Below are 16,876 nucleotides of genomic sequence, written 5' to 3' on the forward strand. Positions count from 1 at the left end.
GGTCATTTTCGCCCATCTGGTGGCAACGTGCCACGCGCGTGCCAGTATCGTGCCGACGTGGGCCGCTCGCAGCGCCCGCCGGCCGCGGTGCCGTCGCCGGACCAGTGCCATGCGCCGCAGGCCGGGCTGGTGAACACCTTCACCCCGCGGTCTTCGAGCCGGCCGAGCACCTCGGCCACCGGGTGGCCGAAGCGGTTGCGGTAACCCGCCTGGATCAGCGCCACCGACGGCTGCACCGCATCGAGGAACGCCGCGGTGGACGAGGTGCGGCTCCCGTGGTGGGGCACCAGCAGCACGTCGCTGGCCAGGGGTGCGCCCGCGGCCACCAGCTGCGCCTCCTGCGCCCGTTCGATGTCACCCGCCAGCAGCGCACTGCCGTTGTCGCCCTGCACCCGCAGCACACACGATTTCGCGTTGGGTTTCAGTGGGCGCGCATGGTCGGTGTCGAGCGGGTGCAGCACGTCGAATTGCACGCCGTCCCACACCCACGACTGGCCCGCGTCACAGCGGCGGTCGGCGTGCGCCAGGCCCAGCAACGGGTGGCCGGGTTCGAGTGAACTGAGCAGTTCATGCACCGGCAGCGCGGTGAGGAGCGCTTCGGCGCCGCCCACGTGGTCGGTGTCGCGGTGGCTGAGCGTCAGGCGGTCGATGTGGTGTTCTCCCCGCGCCCGAAGCAGCGGCAGCAGCACCCGTTCACCGGCATTGGTGTCGGGTGAGTACTGCGGGCCGGTGTCGTAGACGAGCAGGTGAGACCGCGTGCGCACCAGCACCGCCGTGCCCTGCCCCACGTCGGCCGCGAGCAACTCGAAGCGCCCGTGCGCGGGCCGCGGCACCGCCGGCAGGGCCAGGGGCACCAACAGCGGCACGGCCAGCAGCCGCAGGCGCCAGGGCAACGGCATCACGAGGCACGCCGCCCCGCACAGGCTCGCCAGCTGCGCCCAGGCCGGGGCGGCGGGCGACGTCCACACCCCGCCCGGCCAGGTGCTGATGGCCTGCAGCACCACCCCGGCCTGCTGCACGAGCCAGGCCCCTGCCAGCCACAGCGGCGCGCACAGCACGCCCAGCAGCGCCAGCGGCGTGATGGCCAGCGTGAACAGCGGGATGGCCACGAGGTTGGCCACGAAACCCACCACCGACACCTGCTGGAACAGCATCAGCGACAGGGGTGCGAGGCCCGCGCTGGCCACCAGCTGGGTCTTCACGCCGTTGCGGAGCCCGCGCACCACCGCATCCCACAACCGGGTGGCGGCTGCCGGCGCGCCGGGGCCCGACGACACCATCAGCAAGGCCACCGCGCCGAACGACAACCAGAAGCCGGCCTGCAGCAGCGCCCAGGGGTCGGCCGCGCTCACCACCGCGGCGGCCAACAGCAGCACCAGCGGCAGCGGCCAGCGCCCCCCCGCCGCCTGCAGCAGCGTGACCGTGGCGAGCATCCACACCGTGCGTTGCGCCGGCACGCCCCACCCGGCGAACGCGGCATAGGCCAGCGCGGCCGCCAAGCCGCCCACGCGCCCCGCCACGGGCGCCGGCACGCACAAGCAGGCCGCGGTGCTGCGGGCCCAGAGGCGGCGCAGCCCCCAGCCCGCGACCCAGGCGAACATCGTGATGTGGAGCCCACTGATGCTGACGAGGTGGGCGATGCCGGTGTCGCGGAAGACCTGCCAGTCGTGGCGATCGATGGCGGACTGGTCGCCCACGGCCAGCGCGGCCAGCACCCCTGCTTCGCGCGGGCCGGGCACCGTGGCGAAGAGGGTGTCGCGCACGTGCTGGCGCGCCCGTTCCACCGGGTGGGCCCAGCCCGTGCCGAGGCGCTCGGGGGCCGCGCCCGAACCCGGTTTCACCGAACCCACGGCGCGCAGGCCCTGCTCGAACAGGTGAAGTTCCTGGTCGAACCCGTTCGGGTTGCGCAGCCCGTGCGGCCGGCGCAGGCGAACGGTGAAGCGCCAGCGGTCGCCCGCGCGGAAGTCAGGCGGGGGGCCGCCCGGGGTGGCGCGCCCCCCGAACCCGGCGTACCAGCCCAGCAGCACGTGAGGCGGCACGTCGACCGGCGCACCGTTCCAGTGGGCCGTGCGCACATCGAACCGGAAGCGCAACCCGTTGTCGAGCACCTGCGTCATGGCGGCCACCGTGCCGTCGAGCACGAGGTCTTCGCTTTCGAGATGGATGGGCAGCGCCTGCGCGAGCCGATGCAGGGCCTGCCCGGCCGAGAGGCCGAAGCCGAGCAGCATGGCGGCCACGCACGCCCAACCCACCCGGCGGCGCCGGATGGCCGTGACGGCCAGCGCGGCACCGGCTGCCACCACCGCGAGCACGCCGCCCGCGGCAGGCAACTCGCGCAGTTGCAGGTGGGCGAGCACGCCCGCGAGCCAGGCGGCACACAGCGCCCCGCCCCGCCACCCGAAATTGACTCCTGAGTTCACCTTTGATTCCCGGTTCCCGGACAGCGGCCCGGGCCGAGTGTAGGATTTGCCCCTTCGCCTACCCCCTGAAGAACCATGTCCGTATACGACCGCCTGAAAACCCTCGGCATCGAACTGCCGCCCGTCGCGGTGCCTGCCGCCGCCTATGTGCCGTTCGTGCAAACCGGCAACCTCGTGTTCCTGTCGGGCCACATCGCCAAGCTGGACGGCAAGCCGTGGGTGGGGCAGCTGGGCCTGAACATCGACACCGCCACGGGCCGGCTCGCGGCCCGCGCCGTGGCCATCGACCTGCTGGGCACGCTGCACGCGGCCGTCGGTGACCTGAACCGTGTCACGCGCATCGTCAAGGCGACGAGCCTCGTGAACAGCACCGCGGCGTTCACCGAACAGCACCTGGTCACGAACGGCTTCTCGGACCTGATCGGCGAGGTGTTCGGCGACCTGGGCAAACATGCGCGCGCCGCGTTCGGCGTGGCCCAGATTCCGCTGGGCGCCTGTGTCGAGATCGACCTGATCGCCGAGGTCGCCTGACCCATGGCCACCGCCTTGTCCGACCGCAACACCTCGCGCCTGCTGTGGGGCATGGCTGCCGCGTGCGCCGTGGCCCTGGGGCTCGCACTGGCCGCGCAGTACGGCTGGGACATGCGCCCTTGCCCGTGGTGCGTGCTGCAGCGCCTGCTGTTTGTCGTGATCGGCGTGCTGTGCGCCGTCGGCGCACTTGCGCCGCGCTTGCGCCGGCCGCTGGCCGGGCTGTCGCTGCTGACCGCCGTGGCGGGTGTGGCGGCGGCGGTTTACCAGCACACGGTCGCGGCCGCCAGCTTCTCGTGCAACCTGACCTTCGCCGACAAGGTGGTCAGCGGCCTGAAGCTCGATTCGCTGCTGCCGTCGGTCTTCAGCGCCACGGCCAGTTGCGCCGAAGCGGCCGTGTCGGTGCTGGGCGTGCCGTTCGCGTACTGGAGCCTCGCGTTGTTCGTGTTGCTGGGGGCCGCGGCGGTTGCCGTGGTGGGCCGCGCACGCCGTCCTCAGGGACATTGAACGAACGGCGTTGACCCCGGGGGGCGCCTGCGCTAACTTGTTCGTCTCTGGTCATCGAAGGAGCGAACATGTGGCACTGGAACTCGCTGTGGGCGCCAGCTCCGGGGGACCCTCCCGCGATCGACGACCCCAAGCTGTACCGCGCCCCATGGACGCCGGAACAGGCCTTCGTGCTGCAATCGCGCGCCTGGGACACCCTCGTGAGTGCCAGCCGCGCGTGGTGGAGCTTCTGGATGGCGTCGCTGTCGATGCCGGGTCAACCGCCAGTGGGTGAACTGACCCCGAAGACCGACATCGAATCGCCCCCACCGCCCCACCGGGCCGATGCCAAACGGCGCACGGCGTCAGCTCGCACGCGTGCCCCGGCACCGGGGGCCAAGCGCGCACCCCATCCGGAATCGCGCTCGGGCCTGCAGGCCCGCAAGCGCTGACAGGGTGCTGGGCGCCTCGCGGCGCTCAGTGCTGGTTCAGTGCTGGTTCAGTGCGCGCTCAGTGCGCGCTCAGTGCGGTTTGCGCGGCCGCTTGAACGACTTGGGCGTATACACATTGCCTTCCCATTCGCCCGCCGACTTGGCGCGGCGGATGGCTTCGGCCGCCCCGCGCGAAGCGCGAACGCGGTGCACCACCCACATGGGCGCGTGCACGGCAGCGCGCCACGCCTGATCGAAACGGTACCGGGCGCGCGCACCCAGGCACAGACGCAGCAGCATCACGACACACACCGCCAACGCGGTCCCCGCCAGCACCTTCTCGATCACATCCAGCTCCTCGACGCCTCACGGCGACGCCACGATCTTACACAGCGCCCCGGGTCCGTCCAGTGATCTTCGCGCTGTCGGGCCCGCCCACCTGCGGGATGGGCAAATCGCCACGATGGCCGTGGGGCATGAGGCGGGCGTTACGCTGCACCACGATGGCCCTTCCTCACACCATCCCGCCCACCGTGCATCACGTGACCGTGCTCGCCCGGCATCCGGCACGATTCGCCTGGCAGGTGCTGCGGGCCTTCAGGGCGAACCAGGGTCTGCTGCTGGCCGGCGCGGTCGCGTACTACGCCCTGCTGTCGATCGTGCCGTTGCTGATCCTGGCGGTGATTGCGCTGTCCCACGTCATCGACCAGGCCGAACTGCTGGAAACACTCGGCATCTACCTCGAATGGCTCGTACCTGGCCAATCGGGCTCGGTCGTGCGCGAGTTGGCGAGCTTCCTGGACCACCGCGACGTGATGGGCTGGGTGCTGCTCGCCACGATGCTGTTTTTCAGCTCGCTCGCGTTCACCGTGCTGGAAAACGCGATGTCGGTGATCTTCCACCACCGGGTTGCCATCCGCCGCCGGCACTTCCTGGTGTCGGCGGTGCTGCCGTACTGCTACATCGTGTGCCTCGGCGTGGGCCTGCTCCTCGTCACGCTCGTGGCGGGGGCATTCCAGGTGCTGGGTGACGAAAGCGTGCGGTTCGTGGGCCGCTACTGGTCGCTCGGCGGCGTGTCGGGCGTGCTGCTGTACCTGCTCGGGTTTGCCGGCGAGGTGATCTTGCTCACGTCGATCTACCTGGTCATGCCGGTAGGCCGGCTGCGCGTGCGCCACGCCCTCGTGGGCGGGGTCACCGCGGCGGTGCTGTGGGAGATCACCCGCCACCTGCTGCTCTGGTACTTCGCAACGCTGTCGCAAGTGAACGTGGTGTACGGCTCGCTCACCACAGCCATCGTGGTGCTGTTGAGCCTCGAGTTCGCCGCGGGCCTGCTGCTGCTCGGCGCGCAGGTGATCTCCGAGTTCGAGCGGCTGGACCCCGCCCCGCCGGCGGGTTTGCGGACCCCAGGGTAAACCTTGCCGGACAACCCGCACAGCCGACGGAGGAGCCGTCCTACACCGCGCGGGCGTACCAAGAGGCATAAATGGAGGAAGTGCGGCACCGGCCGCTTTCCACCATCCAGCAGGGAGATCCCCATGAGCGTGACCGCGAGCGACACCATCACCGACGGCAAACTGGTCTACCTGCCGCCCGAGGCCGGTGACGTGAACACACCGCGGTTCCAGCCCGATCCCGACTGGCTCGAATCCGCGGAACCCACGTTGCAGAAGGCCGCGATGTGGCGGTGGTTCTCCACCCACTACGAAGACCCCGAAACCGCCACGCCCCACGACAGCGCCGGCAACTACCTGTTCCTGGACGGTGGCCCGTTCCTCGCCGACAAGGTGATCCCGGACCGCTTCGAGGGGTTCGTGCCCGACGAAGTGATCCAGGAACTCGTGCGCAGCGTGCAGGCCGAAGCCGGCAACGAATGGGCAGCGAAGGTGCTGGACCGTTTCGGAGGCTGACTCACCCCGCAAGCTTCACGCTCACCCGCCCGGCGACGGGCGTGTGCGGCCATTGCACCGCGGATCGTCTCGAACAGCAAGCGGATGGCGATGCAGGCGGCCAGCACGGCCGCCAGCAGCGTGAGCAGCCGCGCGAGCCCGAACACCTCCGGCCCTTGCGCGCCGGTGCGCGCCATGCAGTCGAACGCAGCGACTGCCGACACCCCGAAGACCACCGGGGACACCAACACGCCACGAACCCACCACCGCCGCCGCACCAGCAGCGGCGCGAAGGCTGTTGCGGCGGAGACGAAGAGCAGCACCAGGCACGCCAGGTCGAACACGTCGGTCATCGCTCACTCCCCCACCACCCATTCGATCCGCGCGCCCAGCGCCCGCAGGTTCTCGGCAAACCGCGGGTGGGCGCGCCGGATGGGTGCGGCCTTGCGGATCACCGACTTGCCGTCGATGCTCGCAGCCAGCATCAGCATCGCGATGGCCACGCGGATGATGTACGGGCTCTCCACGGTGGCCGGCACCAGGCGCTTGCCGCCGAACGTGACCACCCGGTGCGGGTCGGACAGGAACGCGTGGGCACCGAAACGCGAGAGTTCCGACGTCCACCCCATGGCGCCGTCGTACACCTTGTTCCAGAACATCACGCTGCCTTCGGCCTGCACACCGAGCGCCACGAAGATGGGCAGCAGGTCCACCGGCAGGTAGGGCCACGGCGCCGCCTCCACCTTTTGCAGGATGTGCTGCGTGAACGGCTCGCGCACACGCAGCGGACCATGGGTTTCGGCACGCGACCAGCCGCCCTCGTGTTTCACGTGCACGCCGAACTTGGCGAACGTGCGGTCGATCAACGGGAACTGGTCGGGTGAGCTGTTGCGCACCTCCACCTGGCCGCCGGTGATGGCACCCAGCGCGAGGAAGGTCACGATCTCGTGGAAGTCTTCCGTGAACGTGAAGTCGGCGCCGCCCAGTTCGTCCACCCCTTCGATCATCAGCAGCGACGTGCCCTGCCCGGAGATGCGTGCGCCCATCGCGGACATGAACGCACAGAACTCCTGCACGTGCGGCTCCGAGGCCGCATTGGTCAGCGTCGACGTGCCGCGCGCGAGCGCGGCGCACAGCACGAAGTTCTCGGTGGTGGTGACCGACGCGTAGTCGAGCCAGTGTTGCGTGGCATCCAGCGGGCGCAGCGAGCGGATCAGCAGCGCCCCGTCGGCACGTTCCACGGCGGCGCCGAAGCGCTCGAACACTTCCACGTGAGGGTCGATCTCGCGCACGCCCAGCGTGCAGCCCTTCACGTCGTTCTCGATGCGGGCCACCCCGAAGCGTGCCAGCAGCGGCGGCACCAGCATGACGGACGACCGCATCGCCTCGGGCAGGCGGTCGCGGTCTTCGTCGAAGGCGGTGTCGAGGTGGTGGACTTCCAGCACGCCCGTGTGGAAGTCCATGTCGACCGCGCTGCCGAGCGCGCGGAAGATGTCGAGGATCTTGCGCACGTCCGTGATGTCGGGCACCCCACGCAGGCGCACCGGCTCGCGCGTCAGCAGCGTGGCACACAGGATGGGCAGCACCGCGTTCTTGTTCGCCGACGGCACGATGCGTCCGCGCAGGGGGGTGCCCCCATGGACGATCAGGTCGGACAGCGGGGACGTGGCGGTGTCGGCGTGCATGGCGGGTCTTCTTTCTCCGGTATCGCCCCGCCGGGATGGCAGGGTCGACACGGAGCATCCGCCCGCGATGAGAACGCCGTTCGAAGGGAAACGGGACTTTTGTGAAGTCCCGGTGAAGCCGCCGGGCCCCGCGAGCCGTCAGTTCGCGGCCGGGCGCAGCGCTGTCCGTGCCGCGGCCGCCAGCAGCACGGCCGCCAGCACCACGGTGGCCAGGCCGGACGTGAGCGACCGGTGTTCGGCCACGAACCCGATCAACGGCGGCCCCACCATCATCCCGAAGTAGCCCAGCGAGGCCACGGCCGCGATGCCGTCAGCGGGCTTGATGCCGGGCACGGTGGCCGCCGCGCTGAACAGCACCGGCACGATGTTCGCGAACCCGAGGCCTACCAGCGCGAACCCGAACAGCGCCACCTCGGGCGACCGTGTCAGCAGTGCGAGGCTCATGCCCGCCGCGGCCAGCAGGCCGCTGGCGCGCACCAGCAAGGCAGACGACAACCGCGACCGCACCCAGTCGCCACCAAAACGGGCCGCGGCCATCGCCCCGCTGAAACTCGCGTAGGCGAGTGCGGCCGTGGGCGCGTCCGACTGCAGTTCCTGCTTCACGTACAACACGCTCCAGTCATACATGGCCCCTTCGGCGATGAGGCCGAGCGCGGCCAACACCCCGATCAGCAGCAGCGTGCCACGCGGCAGGATGAAGGCACTGCCGCCGCCCTCACCCGCCTTCGCGAGCCGGGGCATGGTCCAGCAGCCGAAACCCACGAGCACGAGCCCGGCCAGCGTGGCGGCCATGAGGTGGCTCGTGGGAGCCACGCCGCCGGCCAGCAGCGCCCCGCCCACCGCCGCACCCACCATGCCGCCCAGGCTGAACATGCCGTGGAACCCGCTCATCAACGGGCGGCCGGCACGGGCTTCGAGGTCGGTGGCCGCCACGTTGATGGACACGTCGAGCAGGCTGTTCGACACCCCGAACACGACCATCAGTGCCCACAAGGCGGTGACATCGTCGAAGGCGAGCAGCAACCCGATGCTGGCCGCGCACACCGCCCCGGCGGCCAGCGCCACCACCCGCGGCCCGTGCCGCCCGATGAGCCGCCCGGCCTGCGTCAGGCCACCGATGGCCCCCACACCCCCGGCCAGCATCGCGAGCGCGAGCGCCTGCTCGCCCAGGCCATAGTGCAGCTTCACCGTGGGCACGTGCACGCCCCACGTGGCGAACAGCACGCCAGCCACGAGAAAGAGGGCCCGCAGGCCCCACGCGTAGAGGGGTTCGATCATCGGGACGGCCTCAATGGGGCGGATGCAGCGGTTCGGCCAGGCAGCGTGAAACCACCGGCGGGCCATCGCCGATGTGCAATTCGAGGCGGCGTTCGCGCAACGAGACGTCGTGGGCCGTGACCCGGTCGAAACGCCGCAGGTGTTCGACCCAGGATTCATCGAGCATGTACTCGAGGTAGCGGCCGGGCACGGACGGGTCGCGGAACAGCTCGCACGACAACGCACCCTGGCGCAGCCGGCTGCGTTTGGTGGCGAGCATCACCTCGCGGAATTCGTCGGCCCGGGCCGGGTCGATGTGGTACTCGATGGTGGTCATCACCGGGCCGGCGCTGGGCTCCACCGGCATCACCGGGGCCTTCCACACCTGCAGCAGCGTCATGTCTTCCAGCGCGTCATCGGAGACGGGCTTCAGGCGGCGCACCACGGTCATGGCGATCACGCCCACGACGGCCGACGTGCAGAGGCTGACCTTCAGCGAGGTGAAGGACGCGAGCTGCCCCCACAGCGCCGCCCCGAACGCGCTGCCACCCATCAGCGACATCTGGTAGATGGACATGCCCCGCGCGCGCACCCAGTTGGGCAACGAGAGCTGGGCCGACACGACGAGGGTGTTGGCCACCGAGATCACCGCCATGCCCGCCACCATCATGGCCGGCGACGCCACCCACGCGTTGGGTGCAAAGGCCACCACGATGGCCGCCACCGCCTGCACGAAGACCCCGGTGCGCACGAGCTTGTCGCCGTCCAGGCGCTGCCGGACGCGTGGCATGTTGGCCGCGGCGATCACCGCGCCGAACCCCATCGACGCGAGCAGCAGCGTGAAGGTTCCGGCGTCACCGCCCGGCAGGTTGCGCGCCACGAGCGGCAGCAGCGACGCAAGGCCCACGGCCTGCACGAAAAACACCGAGATGCGCAGCAGCAACCCGTGCATCTGCGACGACTGGCGCACGTGCTGCACCCCCACGCGGATGGCGCCCCAGAAGCGCTCGCCCGGCAAGGCGCTCACCTTCGGCTCGGACTTCCACCGCATGATGACGAAGCCCGCACCCACCGACAGCACGGCATTGAGCGCGAACACGTAGGCGCTGCCCGCGGTGGCGATCAGCGCCCCGGCGAAGATGGGGCCCACGATGCGCGACGCGTTCATCGCCAGGCCGTTCAGCGCAAGCGCCGCCGGCAGCTGGTTGCGGGGAATGAGTTCGGGGATGATGGCGGCGAACACCGGCCAGCGCATCGCGAGGCCAATGCCGTTGGCGAACGTCAGCGCCAGCAGCAGCGGCGCGCTGATGCCGTCGCTCACGGTCACGAAGTACAGCAGCGTGCCCACGGCCGCCACCCAGAACTGGGTGACGATGAAGTAGCGCCGGCGGTCGAGGATGTCGGCGAGCGCCCCGCTGGGCAGGCCCAGCAGGAACACCGGCAAGGTGGAGGCGGATTGCACCAGCGCCACCATCACCGGCGACGTGGTCAGCGAGGTCATCATCCACGCCGCCGCCACGTCGTTCATCCACATGCAGATGTTGGCCGTCAGCCAGGCGCTCCACAACATGCGGAACACGGGCTGCGACAACGGTGCCCACGGCGACACCGGCGGGATGGCCGCGGGGGCTGCGGAGGTTGCGGGGGGCGGCTTCGGAATGGCAGGCTCCGGAGGAGAGCCGACCATCCTATCGAAGATCCGACGGCCCTGCCGCCGAGGGTGTTAACGTTCCCGCACCAGCGTTCCCGAATCGAATCAGTTCGGCAAGACGCGTGACGCCTTGATGCCGTCCACCACCTTGCCCTTGCGGGCCCGTTTGCCCACGTGGGCAGACAGCGCGGTGGCACCCAGCGTGTCCTCCTTCGCCTTGCCCCCGCGGCCCGCTCCCTGCACCTTCAGCGAATTCGCGCAGGTGGCCACGGAGACCAGCGGGTCGTTCGCATCCACGTCCATCAGCGTGAGGCCGCGGCCGCCCTTGGGCTGCAGCTTCAGCTCGGACAGGCCGAACACCAGCAGCCGCCCGGTGAGGCTCAGACATGCCACCTGGCTGTGGCCGGCGGCCACCGGCACGGGCGGCAACACCTTCTCGTCGGCCTCGAGCGCGAGGAACCCCTTGCCCCCCTTCTGGCGGCTGACCAGGTCACCGGCATTGGCCAGCAGGCCGAACCCGCCGGTGTTGGCCAGCAGCAGCGTGGTGTCGGCGCTGGCCGCGAAGTAGTGCAGCGGCTGCGTGCCCGATTCGAGTTCCACGAGCGTGGTGATGGGCTGGCCGTCACCGCGCCCGCCCGGCAGCCCCGCCACCGGCGTGGAGTACACGCGGCCGTTGCTGCCGAACACGAGCAGGGTGTCGACCGTGCGGCACGGGAACACACCGTACAGCGCGTCACCCGCCTTGAAGCCGAGGCCACCCACCTCGATCTCGTGCCCCTTGAGCGCCCGCACCCAGCCCTTCAGGCTGACCACCACGGTCACGGGTTCGTCGATCACCTTCACCTCGGCCACGGCACGCTTTTCCGCCTGGATCAGCGTGCGGCGGTCGTCGCCGAACTGCTTGGCGTCGGCCTCGATCTCCTTGATGACCGTGCGCTTGAGCGACGACGGGTTGTTCAGGATGTCCTCGAGCTTGGCCTGGTCGGTGCGCAGGTTCGCAAGGTCCTGCTCGATCTTGATGGCCTCGAGCTTGGCAAGTTGACGCAGGCGGAGTTCGAGGATGTCCTCGGCCTGCCGGTCGCTCAGCTTGAAGCGTTCGATCAGCGCGGCCTTGGGCTCGTCCGAGTTGCGGATGATGTGGATCACCTCGTCGATGTTCAGCAGCACGAGCTGCCGGCCTTCGAGGATGTGGATGCGGCCCAGCACCTTGTCCAGGCGGAACTGCGAGCGGCGCTGCACGGTCTCGGCACGGAACGCACACCATTCGGTCAGCACCTGGCGCAGCGTCTTCTGCGTGGGCCGGCCGTCGCTGCCAATCATCGTCAGGTTGATCGACGACGAGCTCTCCAAGCTGGTGTGCGCGAGCAGCGTGGTGATCAGTTCGGCCTGCTCGATGCGGCTCGTCTTCGGTTCGAACACGAGGCGCACCGCCGAGTCCTTGCTCGACTCGTCGCGCACCGCGTCCAGCACCGACAGCACGGTGACCTTGAGCTGGACCTGTTCCGCCGACAAGGCCTTCTTGCCCGCCTTGACCTTCGGGTTCGTCAGCTCCTCGATTTCCTCCAGCACCTTCTGCGAACTGGTGCCCGGCGGCAACTCGGTGACCACGAGCTGCCACTGGCCGCGCGCCAGTTCCTCGATCTTCCAGCGTGCGCGCACCTTCAGGTTGCCGCGGCCCGTGGCATACGCCGCGCGGATCTCCTCCGGGCCGCTGATGATCTGGCCGCCACCTGCGTAGTCGGGCCCCAGGATGTGCGTGGCGAGTTCGTCGTCGGACAGCCGGTCGTTGCGGATCAGCGCCACCGCGGCCGCGGCCACTTCACGCAAGTTGTGCGACGGGATTTCGGTGGCCAGGCCCACGGCGATGCCGCTCGCGCCGTTGAGCAGCACGAACGGCAGGCGGGCCGGCAGCTGGCGCGGTTCCTCGAATTCACCGTCGTAGTTGGGGATGAAGTCGACCGTGCCTTCGTCGATCTCGTCGAGCAACAGCCGCGTGATGGGCGCGAGGCGCGCTTCCGTGTACCGCATGGCCGCCGCGCCGTCACCATCGCGCGAGCCGAAGTTGCCCTGGCCGTCGACCAGCGGGTAGCGCAGCGAGAAGTCCTGCGCCATGCGCACCATCGCGTCGTACGCCGATTGGTCGCCGTGCGGGTGGTACTTGCCCAGCACATCGCCCACCACCCGCGCGCTCTTGACGGCCTTCGGGCCGCTGGCGGTGGTGAACGCGAGGCCCATGCGCTCCATCGAGTAGAGGATGCGCCGCTGCACCGGCTTCTGGCCGTCGCAGACGTCGGGCAGCGCGCGGCCCTTGACCACGCTCAGGGCGTACTCGAGGTAGGCGCGTTCGGCGTAATGGGCCAGCGTGACGCTGTCGCCGGTATCGGGTTGGTCTTCGTTCATCGTGCGGTTTCGGAAAGATTCGGTTGGATGCGCAGCCGCGACGCGGGCGCGGGCGGGCGTGCCTGCAGCAGCGCCCAGTAGAGTTCGAGCACCTGGTGCACGTGCGCCCGGGTTTCGGGAAGGGGCGGCATCTTGCCGCCATGTTGGCGCACCGTGCCTTCACCGGCATTCCACGCGGCCAGGGCCACGTCGATGCCGTCGTGCCGGCGCATCAGGCCGGCCATCAGCCGGGCGCCGGCCAGCACGTTGGTACGCGGGTCGAGCAGTTGTTCGGTGGTGGCGTCTGCCGTGGCGGGCATGAGCTGCATCAGCCCCACGGCCCCGCGCGGCGACACCGCCCGTGCGTTGAAGCCGCTTTCCACCGTGATGAGGGCCTTCAGCAGTTCGATGTCGATGCCGTGGGTGGCGGCCGCCTCACGCAGCACGGGCTGCAGCGAACGCACCTCCGGCGCGATTTCGAGCCACGTCAGCAGGCCACCCGCGCTGTCGGACTTGCCCGGCACCCGCTGCGTGGCGGGGTCGCCCAGCAACCGGCGGTAGCGGGCGTCCACCTGCGTGGACGCCACGTGGGCGACGCCCGCGCCATCCACGTAACCCCACAGCTCGGCCCGGGCCAGCAGCGGGGCCAATGCGAGCAGTGTGGCCGCGAGGTTCAGCGCGACGCCCACACCAGGGCTCCGGTGGCCAGCACCTGCAGCGAGAACACGATGCCGAACCCCTTCCAGCTGGGCAGGAACTGGTCGTGCATGCGTTCGACGGCCCAGTGCCGCAGCGCCGCCGCATTCACCCGGCCGTCGACCACCATGTTGTGCTGCGTGAGCGTGCCCTCGTCGATCTGTTCGCCCACGCGGCCCACGTAATGCAACGCCACGCGCCGCATCATGCGTGGCATGCCGGGGTTTTCGTGCAGGTACGTGCGGAACGACTGCACCAGCTTGCGCGGCGACGAGAAGGCGGTCGCGATGGCCCCGGGCCGGCGCGACTCGATGGTGTCGAGGAAGCGCCCCAGCGTGTGGTCATAGAGGTACCCGCCGTGCGAACGGCACAGCGTGGCCAGCGCGCGGCCGATGCCGCGCTGGTGCCCGGCCAGCCCGTACAGCACCGGAAACACGAGCGCCGACAGCACCACCACGATGCCGCGGTGCATGGTGCGGTCGGACAGCCAGAAGAACAGGCCCGCGCACACGGCGCTGATCACCACGCCGAACAGGATGCAGCGGCCCACCTCGATGGTGTAGCGGGCGCCCGACTTCAGGAGGGGCTGGGCGGCGGCGGGAGCGGAAGCAGAAGCGTTCATTGGGGTGTCCGTGTCATCTCAGATGTCGACTTCGACATCGTCTCCATGCAGTTCCATCAGGTCGCGGCGGGCCTGCGCCTCGCCCTTGCCCATCAGCTTGGTCAGCGAATCGACGGTGGCGCTGAAATCGAGCGCGCCGAACCCCACCTGCAGCAGGCGGCGGGTGTCGGGATTCAGCGTGGTGTCCCACAGCTGTTCGGCGTTCATCTCGCCGAGGCCCTTGAAGCGGCCGATGGTCCACCCGTTTTCGCGGGCGCCTTCCTTGCGCAGCTTGTCGAGCGTGGCGGCAAGCTCCCCGTCGTCCAGCGCGTAGATCTTCGCGGCGGGCTTCTTGCCACGGGCCGGTGCATCCACGCGGAACAACGGCGGCTTCGCGACGTACAGGTGCCCGGTCTCGACGAGTTTAGGGAAGTGGCGGAAGAAGAGCGTGAGCAGCAGCACCTGGATGTGCGAACCGTCCACGTCGGCGTCGCTCAAGATGCAGACCTTGCCGTAGCGCAGGCCGCTCATGTCGGGCGAGTCGTTCGGGCCGTGCGGGTCGATGCCGATGGCCACCGAGATGTCGTGGATCTCGTTGTTGGCGAACAGGCGGTCGCGCTCGACCTCCCACGCGTTGAGCACCTTGCCGCGCAGCGGCAAGATGGCCTGGGTTTCCTTGTTGCGGCCCATCTTCGCGCTGCCGCCGGCCGAGTCGCCTTCCACGAGGAACAGCTCGTTGAGGTTCAGGTCGCGGCTTTCGCAGTCGGTGAGCTTGCCGGGCAGCACGGCCACGCCCGAACCCTTGCGCTTTTCCACCTTCTGGCTCGCACGCTGGCGCGTCTGCGCCTGGCGGATCACCAGCTCGGCGAGCTTCTTGCCCAGGTCCACGTGCTGGTTGAGCCACAGCTCCATGGCCGGCTTCACGTAGGTGGACACCAGGCGCAGCGCGTCGCGGCTGTTCAGGCGTTCCTTGATCTGGCCCTGGAACTGCGGGTCGAGCACCTTGGCGCTCAGCACGAAGCTCGCGCGGGAGAACACGTCCTCGGGCATCAGCTTCACACCCTTGGGCAGCAGGCTGTGCAGGTCGATGAACCCCTTGACCGCGCCGAAGAGACCGTCCTTCAGGCCGGATTCGTGCGTGCCGCCGTTGACCGTGGGGATCAGGTTGACGTAGCTCTCGCGCATGGGCGCGCCATCTTCGGTGAACGCCACGCACCAGGCGGCGCCCTCGCCTTCGGCGAAGTTCTCGGTCTCGCCCTTGTCGGCGTAGTGCTCCCCTTCGAACAGCGGGATCACCGGGTCGGCGTTCAGCGTCTGCGACAGGTAGTCGCGCAGGCCGCCCTTGTACATCCACGTGGTGACGTCGCCGGTCTTCTCGACGGTGAGCGACACGCTCACGCCCGGCATCAGCACCGCCTTGCTGCGCAGCAGGTGGGTCAGTTCGTTGCGGGGGAAATCGACAGTCTCGAAGTACTTGGCATCGGGCCAGGCGCGCACGGTGGTGCCGGTGCGGCGGTCGCCGGAGCCGTTCTTGCGCACGGCCAGGGGCTCGATCACGTCACCGCCGGAGAAGGCCAGCTGGGCCACCTGGCCTTCGCGCCACACGCTCACCTCGAGGCGCTTGCTCAGGGCGTTGGTCACGCTGACCCCCACGCCGTGGAGGCCGCCGGAGAAGCTGTAGGCGCCGCCGGAGCCCTTGTCGAACTTGCCGCCGGCGTGGAGCCGGGTGAACACGATCTCGACGACGGGCACCTGCTCCTCGGGGTGCAGGCCGAACGGAATGCCGCGGCCATCGTCCTGGACGCTGACGGAGCCGTCGGTGTGCAGCGTGACGTCGATGCGCTTGCCGTGGTTGGCCAGCGCCTCGTCGGCCGCGTTGTCGATCACCTCCTGGATGATGTGGAGGGGGTTGTCGGTGCGGGTGTACATCCCCGGACGCTGCTTGACGGGCTCCAGGCCCTTGAGGACACGGATCGACGCTTCGCCGTAGGAAGAATTGCTCGGTTTGCTTGCCATGGGCGGGAATTCTAGGTGCGCCGGGGGACCTTGCCGGTGCGTTACCCTTGAGCGGTTTGTCACACTCCGTTCCGAACCCCATGCGTTTTCTGCTGATTTTCCGCCCTGTCCTCGCCGCCGCGGCCCTGCTGGCCCTCGTTCCAGCCGCTCGGGCCGCCGACATTTCCACGGTGCAGAACCTCTCCCAGGCCGAGTTCCGTGAACTCTCCGAGGACCTCGGGGCTGCGCTGTCGTTCAAGCCGATGATCCCGTCGGAGAGCATGGGCACCACCGGCTTCGACGTGGGCGTGGGCGTGACCGGCACCCGCCTCGCCCACCGCGGGGTGTGGGCCAAGGCCTCGGGTGGCAGCGAACCCGAATCCACGCTGCCGGTGGGCACTGTGCGCGTCCACAAGGGCCTGCCGTTCGACGTGGATGTGGGGGCATCGCTTTCCACCACGTCCACGAACGCCCGCGCCATCGGCGGCGAAGTGCGCTGGGCCGTGCTGCCGGGCAGCACCGTGGTGCCGGCCGTGGCCCTGCGCGCCAGCGCCTCGATGCTCACCGGCGTGGGCCAGATCGACCTGAACACCTACGGCTTCGACGTGTCGGTGTCCAAGGGGTTCGCGATGCTGACGCCGTACGCCGGCGTGGGCACGGTGCTCGTGCGCAGCAGGCCCGACGCCGGGACCGGCCTCGCCCGCGAAAGCTTCAGCCAGACGAAGCTGTTCGCCGGCCTGAACGTCAACCTCGGCCTGGTGAACCTGGCGTTCGAGGGCGACCGCACCGGCGACACCACGAGTTACGGCGTGAAGGCCGGCTTCCGCTTCTGACCGGGCCGGCAAGGTCCGCCCGAAAACA

Annotated in this window: 15 protein-coding genes; 6 read left to right on the forward strand and 9 right to left on the reverse strand. The window is 69.6% G+C overall.

The genetic code is table 11. From position 1 onward, the window contains the following. Positions 1-2 precede the first annotated feature (2 nt). Complete coding sequence (locus ASC87_RS29850) at positions 3-2,420, reverse strand: DNA internalization-related competence protein ComEC/Rec2 (RefSeq protein ID WP_235582347.1); 2,418 nt, start codon at positions 2,418-2,420, stop codon at positions 3-5. Positions 2,421-2,495: 75 nt separating this feature from the next. Between ASC87_RS29850 and ASC87_RS29855 the strand changes: the two genes are divergently transcribed. From ASC87_RS29855 to ASC87_RS29865, 3 genes are all read left to right on the forward strand, one after another. Beyond that, positions 2,496-2,951 carry a RidA family protein gene (locus ASC87_RS29855; protein WP_056671846.1) on the forward strand — a complete coding sequence of 152 codons (456 nt, stop codon included), beginning with the start codon at positions 2,496-2,498 and terminating at the stop codon, positions 2,949-2,951. 3 nt (positions 2,952-2,954) lie between these two features. Further along, complete coding sequence (locus ASC87_RS29860) at positions 2,955-3,455, forward strand: disulfide bond formation protein B (protein ID WP_056671849.1); 501 nt, start codon at positions 2,955-2,957, stop codon at positions 3,453-3,455. A 68-nt stretch (positions 3,456-3,523) separates the two neighbouring features. Next, the gene (locus tag ASC87_RS29865) at positions 3,524-3,886 is read left to right on the forward strand and encodes a hypothetical protein (protein WP_056671851.1); all 363 of its coding nucleotides are present in this window, start codon (positions 3,524-3,526) and stop codon (positions 3,884-3,886) included. A 69-nt stretch (positions 3,887-3,955) separates the two neighbouring features. On the opposite strand, the gene ASC87_RS29870 is transcribed toward ASC87_RS29865, so the two are convergent. Beyond that, positions 3,956-4,213: a hypothetical protein gene (locus tag ASC87_RS29870; protein ID WP_056671854.1), complete on the reverse strand. Its 258-nt coding sequence runs from the start codon at positions 4,211-4,213 to the stop codon at positions 3,956-3,958. Between the two features lie 155 nt (positions 4,214-4,368). Between ASC87_RS29870 and ASC87_RS29875 the strand changes: the two genes are divergently transcribed. Beyond that, positions 4,369-5,277, forward strand: a complete 909-nt coding sequence (locus ASC87_RS29875; RefSeq protein ID WP_056671857.1) for a YihY/virulence factor BrkB family protein — start codon at positions 4,369-4,371, stop codon at positions 5,275-5,277. Between the two features lie 123 nt (positions 5,278-5,400). Next, positions 5,401-5,772, forward strand: a complete 372-nt coding sequence (locus ASC87_RS29880) for a hypothetical protein (RefSeq protein WP_056671860.1) — start codon at positions 5,401-5,403, stop codon at positions 5,770-5,772. Positions 5,773-6,107: 335 nt separating this feature from the next. Here the strand turns inward: ASC87_RS29880 and ASC87_RS29885 are convergent, their stop codons facing one another. From ASC87_RS29885 to ASC87_RS29915, 7 genes are all read right to left on the reverse strand, one after another. Beyond that, on the reverse strand, positions 6,108-7,409 hold the full coding sequence (locus tag ASC87_RS29885; RefSeq protein WP_056672172.1) for a UDP-N-acetylglucosamine 1-carboxyvinyltransferase: 1,302 nt from the start codon (positions 7,407-7,409) through the stop codon (positions 6,108-6,110). Positions 7,410-7,574: 165 nt separating this feature from the next. Then, on the reverse strand, positions 7,575-8,714 hold the full coding sequence (locus ASC87_RS29890) for an MFS transporter (protein ID WP_056671863.1): 1,140 nt from the start codon (positions 8,712-8,714) through the stop codon (positions 7,575-7,577). A 10-nt stretch (positions 8,715-8,724) separates the two neighbouring features. Next, entirely contained in the window at positions 8,725-10,380 is a 1,656-nt protein-coding gene (locus tag ASC87_RS29895) for an MFS transporter (RefSeq protein WP_056671865.1), read from the reverse strand. 69 nt (positions 10,381-10,449) lie between these two features. Continuing rightward, positions 10,450-12,744, reverse strand: a complete 2,295-nt coding sequence (parC, locus tag ASC87_RS29900; protein WP_056671868.1) for a DNA topoisomerase IV subunit A — start codon at positions 12,742-12,744, stop codon at positions 10,450-10,452. After that, positions 12,741-13,412, reverse strand: a complete 672-nt coding sequence (locus ASC87_RS29905) for a lytic transglycosylase domain-containing protein (RefSeq protein WP_235582348.1) — start codon at positions 13,410-13,412, stop codon at positions 12,741-12,743. The genes parC and ASC87_RS29905 overlap by 4 nt, the downstream gene beginning before the upstream one ends. Next, positions 13,397-14,041, reverse strand: a complete 645-nt coding sequence (locus ASC87_RS29910; protein WP_056671871.1) for a hypothetical protein — start codon at positions 14,039-14,041, stop codon at positions 13,397-13,399. The genes ASC87_RS29905 and ASC87_RS29910 overlap by 16 nt, the downstream gene beginning before the upstream one ends. An 18-nt stretch (positions 14,042-14,059) precedes the next feature. Next, positions 14,060-16,036 (reverse strand): DNA topoisomerase IV subunit B, encoded by a 1,977-nt coding sequence (locus ASC87_RS29915; protein ID WP_056671874.1) that lies wholly within the window; start codon positions 16,034-16,036, stop codon positions 14,060-14,062. Between the two features lie 80 nt (positions 16,037-16,116). Here ASC87_RS29915 and ASC87_RS29920 point away from each other — a divergent pair, with 80 nt between their 5' ends. Further along, positions 16,117-16,848 carry a hypothetical protein gene (locus ASC87_RS29920; protein WP_056671877.1) on the forward strand — a complete coding sequence of 244 codons (732 nt, stop codon included), beginning with the start codon at positions 16,117-16,119 and terminating at the stop codon, positions 16,846-16,848. The last annotated feature ends 28 nt before the right edge of the window (positions 16,849-16,876 follow it).

Source organism: Rhizobacter sp. Root1221 (assembly GCF_001425785.1).
Lineage (GTDB): Bacteria > Pseudomonadota > Gammaproteobacteria > Burkholderiales > Burkholderiaceae_C > Rhizobacter.

Bases quoted from the DNA above. Each gene is read 5' to 3' on its own strand.
- ASC87_RS29875 (WP_056671857.1), top strand. From the start codon at position 4,369: ATGGCCCTTCCTCACACCATCCCGCCCACCGTGCATCACGTGACCGTG.
- ASC87_RS29860 (WP_056671849.1), top strand. From the start codon at position 2,955: ATGGCCACCGCCTTGTCCGACCGCAACACCTCGCGCCTGCTGTGGGGC.
- ASC87_RS29855 (WP_056671846.1), top strand. From the start codon at position 2,496: ATGTCCGTATACGACCGCCTGAAAACCCTCGGCATCGAACTGCCGCCC.
- ASC87_RS29880 (WP_056671860.1), top strand. From the start codon at position 5,401: ATGAGCGTGACCGCGAGCGACACCATCACCGACGGCAAACTGGTCTAC.
- ASC87_RS29865 (WP_056671851.1), top strand. From the start codon at position 3,524: ATGTGGCACTGGAACTCGCTGTGGGCGCCAGCTCCGGGGGACCCTCCC.
- ASC87_RS29895 (WP_056671865.1), bottom strand. From the start codon at position 10,380: ATGGTCGGCTCTCCTCCGGAGCCTGCCATTCCGAAGCCGCCCCCCGCA.
- ASC87_RS29920 (WP_056671877.1), top strand. From the start codon at position 16,117: ATGCGTTTTCTGCTGATTTTCCGCCCTGTCCTCGCCGCCGCGGCCCTG.
- ASC87_RS29890 (WP_056671863.1), bottom strand. From the start codon at position 8,714: ATGATCGAACCCCTCTACGCGTGGGGCCTGCGGGCCCTCTTTCTCGTG.
- parC (WP_056671868.1), bottom strand. From the start codon at position 12,744: ATGAACGAAGACCAACCCGATACCGGCGACAGCGTCACGCTGGCCCAT.
- ASC87_RS29910 (WP_056671871.1), bottom strand. From the start codon at position 14,041: ATGAACGCTTCTGCTTCCGCTCCCGCCGCCGCCCAGCCCCTCCTGAAG.
- ASC87_RS29915 (WP_056671874.1), bottom strand. From the start codon at position 16,036: ATGGCAAGCAAACCGAGCAATTCTTCCTACGGCGAAGCGTCGATCCGT.